This is a genomic window from Micromonospora sp. M51 (assembly GCF_018070305.1).
Lineage (GTDB): Bacteria > Actinomycetota > Actinomycetes > Mycobacteriales > Micromonosporaceae > Micromonospora > Micromonospora parva.
The window spans coordinates 1-3442 of record NZ_JAGPXZ010000669.1 but is presented as its reverse complement, the minus strand read 5'-3'; the positions used below and the strand labels follow the sequence as shown (position 1 = coordinate 3442).

The following is a 3442-nucleotide window of genomic DNA, read 5'->3' as shown; positions in this document are numbered from 1 at the left end:
GACCGGCTGGTCCAGGTGGGCGTGGACGTCGCCTCCTCCCGGTGGGGCGCGGACACCGCCGACCGGTATCCCGCCGTGCTGGCCACCGTGGCGCTGCACCCCAACGAGGCGCCCCGGCTCAGTGACCTCGACGAGGCGTTGCGGGAGATCGAGTCACTCGCCGCCCGCGATCGGGTCCGGGGGATCGGCGAGACCGGAATGGACTTCTTCCGCACCGGCGACGAGGGGCGGGTCGCGCAGGAGGAGAGTTTCCGGGCGCACATCGCCATCGCCAAGCGGTACGACAAGACGTTGGTCATCCACGACCGGGACGCGCACGCCGACGTGCTGCGGATCCTCGACGACGAGGGCGCCCCGGACCGGGTGGTGCTGCACTGCTTCTCCGGCGACGCCGACTTCGCCCGCGAGTGTGTCCGCCGCGGCTATCTGCTGAGCTTCGCCGGCACCGTCACCTTCGGCAGCGCGACGGCGCTGCGCGAGGCCGCCGCGCTCACCCCGGTGGACCAGATGCTCGTGGAGACCGACGCGCCGTACCTCACCCCGATGCCGTACCGCGGCCGGCCGAACGCGTCGTACCTGATTCCGCTCACCGTCCGGGCGCTCGCCGCGACCACCGGCAGCGACCTGGACGAGCTGTGCGCGGCCATCTCCGCCACCGGCGACCGGGTCTTCGGCCCGTGGTGAGCCCGGCCCGACGGTCGGCACCGACCCCGTCGCTACGCTGCCAGCCATGACCGGTCTCCTCGGCCCGGCGGAGATCCGGGAACTCGCCGCCCGGCTGGGCGTCGCGCCCACCAAGAAGCTCGGCCAGAACTTCGTGCACGACCCGAACACGGTGCGTCGGATCGTCACCGCCGCCGGCCTGACCCCCGACGACGTGGCACTGGAGGTGGGGCCCGGGCTCGGCTCGCTGACCCTGGGGCTGCTGCCGATCGCCGGGCACGTGCACGCCGTGGAGATCGACCCGGTGCTCGCCGGGGCGCTGCCGGAGACCGTCGCGCGGCACGCCGGGGCCGATGCCGCCCGGCTCACCGTGCACCGCGCGGACGCGCTGCGCATCACCGCCGCCGAGCTGGCCGACCCGCCGCCGACCGCGTTGGTGGCGAACCTGCCCTACAACGTCGCGGTGCCCGTGGTGCTGCACCTGCTCGCCGTGCTGCCCACCCTGCGGCACGGCCTGGTGATGGTGCAGAAGGAGGTCGCCGACCGGCTCGTCGCCGGTCCCGGCTCCAAGGTGTACGGCATTCCGTCGGTGAAGCTCGCCTGGTACGCCCAGGCCCGCGGTGCCGGCAAGGTGCCGCCGAACGTGTTCTGGCCGGTGCCCAACGTCGACTCCGGCCTGGTCGCTTTCACCTGTCACCAGCCGCCCCGCGCCGACGTACCCCGGGAGCGGGTCTTCGCCGTGGTGGACGCGGCGTTCGCGCAGCGCCGCAAGACGCTGCGGGCCGCGTTGGCCGGCTGGGCCGGTGGCCCGGACCGGGCCGCCGCGGCGCTCACCGCGGCCGGCGTCGACCCCGGCGCCCGTGGGGAGTCGCTGACCGTCGAGCAGTTCGCTGCCATCGCCGCGTCGGCTCCGGTCGGTACGCCGGCCGCGAAGTAGGCTGACGCCGTGCCCGCCGAGGAGGTGTACGAGTGACCGCGCAGCCGATCGCGCCCACCGCCCACGGGATGTGGAGTCCGGATCCCGTCCGGCAGCGGCTGGCCAACCACACCATCGAGGACGTGCTGGCCCTGCCCGACGACGCCCCCCGCGTCGAGCTACGTGACGGCGTCCTCGTCGTGCTCCCTTCCCCGACCTTTGGCCAGCAGAACATCGGCAACCTGTTGTGGATGTGGCTGCGGCAGCACGCTCCGGCCGAGTTGACGCCGGCCACCGCCGTCGGGGTGGCGATCAACTATCGGAACACTCTCGAACCCGACGTCGTCCTGCTGCGGCGTCCGGTGGCGGCCGACCACCACTACTTCGAGGCTGATCAAGTTGTGCTCGCCGTCGAAGTCGTCTCGCCCGGGACCCGTCGTCGGGACCGGCTGGAGAAGCCGGCCGACTACGCGGACGCCGGCATCCCGCACTACTGGCGGATCGAGCAGGACCCGCTGCACGTGTACGCGTACGAACTGGTCGGCGGCCGGTACGAGCTGGCCGCCGACTCCGCCGAGGAGCTGATCGTGGCCAAGCCGTTCGACATCCGCCTGCACCTGCGGGACATCACCCCGTGACCGAGGCCTGGCGACCGGACGACGAGGACGAGCGACGTGGGGCCGCCGGCCCGGTGCGGGTGCGGGTGCCCGCGAAGGTCAACCTGCACCTCGGGGTGGGCCCGCTGCGCCGGGACGGCTACCACGAGCTGAACACGGTCTACCACGCCATCTCCATCTACGACGAGCTGACCGCCCGGCGCGGCGACACGTTGGCGTTGACCATGGAGGGCGAGGGCACCGGCGAGCTGGCCCTGGACGACACCAACCTGATCATCCGTGCCGCGCACGCCCTCGCCGGGTACGCGGGTGTGCTGCCGCACGCCCGCCTGCACCTGCGCAAGCAGATCCCGCTCGCCGGTGGCCTGGCCGGTGGCAGCGCCGACGCGGCCGCCGCGCTGGTGGCCTGCGACGCGCTCTGGGGCACCGGGCTGTCCCGCGACGAGCTGGCCGGCATCGCCGCCGACCTCGGCTCCGACGTGCCGTTCCTGATCTACGGCGGCACCGCGCTGGGCACCGGCCGGGGCGAGGCGGTCAGCCCGGTGCTGGTCCGCCCCACCACGTGGCACTGGGTGGTGGCGATCGCCGACGGCGGCCTGTCCACCCCGGCCGCGTACCGGGAACTGGACCGGCTGCGCGACTCCGGTGCCGCCGGGGCCCCGCTGGGCAGCACCGACGCCCTGCTGGGCGCGTTGCGTCAGAGGGACCCACGGGTGCTCGCCCGGACGCTCGGCAACGACCTGCAGGACGCCGCACTGGCCATGCGCCCGACGCTGGCCGACACCCTCAAGGCCGGCGAGGCGGCCGGTGCGCTCACCGGCATCGTCTCCGGCTCCGGCCCGACCTGCGTGTTCCTCGCCGCCGACGCGGCCAGCGCGGAGCGGATCGCCGCCGAGCTGACCACCGCTGGCGTCTGCCGGCAGGCACGGGTCGCGCACGGTCCGGTCGCCGGCGCCCGGATCAGCTGACCACGCGTCCCGCGAGCGGCTGGCACGCGGCGCGGGCCTTCGGGGCGTCCGCGTACCCTGGGGAGAGGCGTCCAGGTGCCCGCCGGCACCGGGACGTCTTGACATTGAAGGGTGGAACGTGGCGAACATCGTCAATCTGGACCGGGTGTCCAAGGGGTACGGCGCCGCCGGGCGGCTGCTCACGGACGTCTCGCTCGGCCTGGACGACGCCGACCGGATCGGCGTGGTCGGCCTCAACGGCGCCGGCAAGACCACTCTGCTGCGGATGCTCGCCGTCA

At 73.9% G+C, this 3442-nt stretch carries 5 protein-coding genes; all 5 read left to right on the top strand.

Annotated features, from left to right (window positions below):
- On the top strand, positions 1–684 hold a 684-nt coding region (locus KBX53_RS26750; protein ID WP_210862288.1), incomplete at its 5' end, for a TatD family hydrolase.
- Positions 685–730: 46 nt separating this feature from the next.
- Complete coding sequence (gene rsmA, locus KBX53_RS26745; RefSeq protein WP_030329126.1) at positions 731–1600, top strand: 16S rRNA (adenine(1518)-N(6)/adenine(1519)-N(6))-dimethyltransferase RsmA; 870 nt, start codon at positions 731–733, stop codon at positions 1598–1600.
- A gap of 32 nt (positions 1601–1632) precedes the next feature.
- Positions 1633–2217, top strand: coding sequence for a Uma2 family endonuclease (locus tag KBX53_RS26740; RefSeq protein ID WP_309140858.1), 585 nt, complete (start codon positions 1633–1635; stop codon positions 2215–2217).
- The gene (locus KBX53_RS26735; RefSeq protein WP_030329121.1) at positions 2214–3164 is read left to right on the top strand and encodes a 4-(cytidine 5'-diphospho)-2-C-methyl-D-erythritol kinase; all 951 of its coding nucleotides are present in this window, start codon (positions 2214–2216) and stop codon (positions 3162–3164) included. Before KBX53_RS26740 ends, KBX53_RS26735 begins: the two co-directional genes overlap by 4 nt.
- Before the next feature lie 118 nt (positions 3165–3282).
- Positions 3283–3442: ATP-binding cassette domain-containing protein (locus KBX53_RS26730; RefSeq protein ID WP_210862289.1), on the top strand; the 160-nt coding region annotated here is incomplete at its 3' end.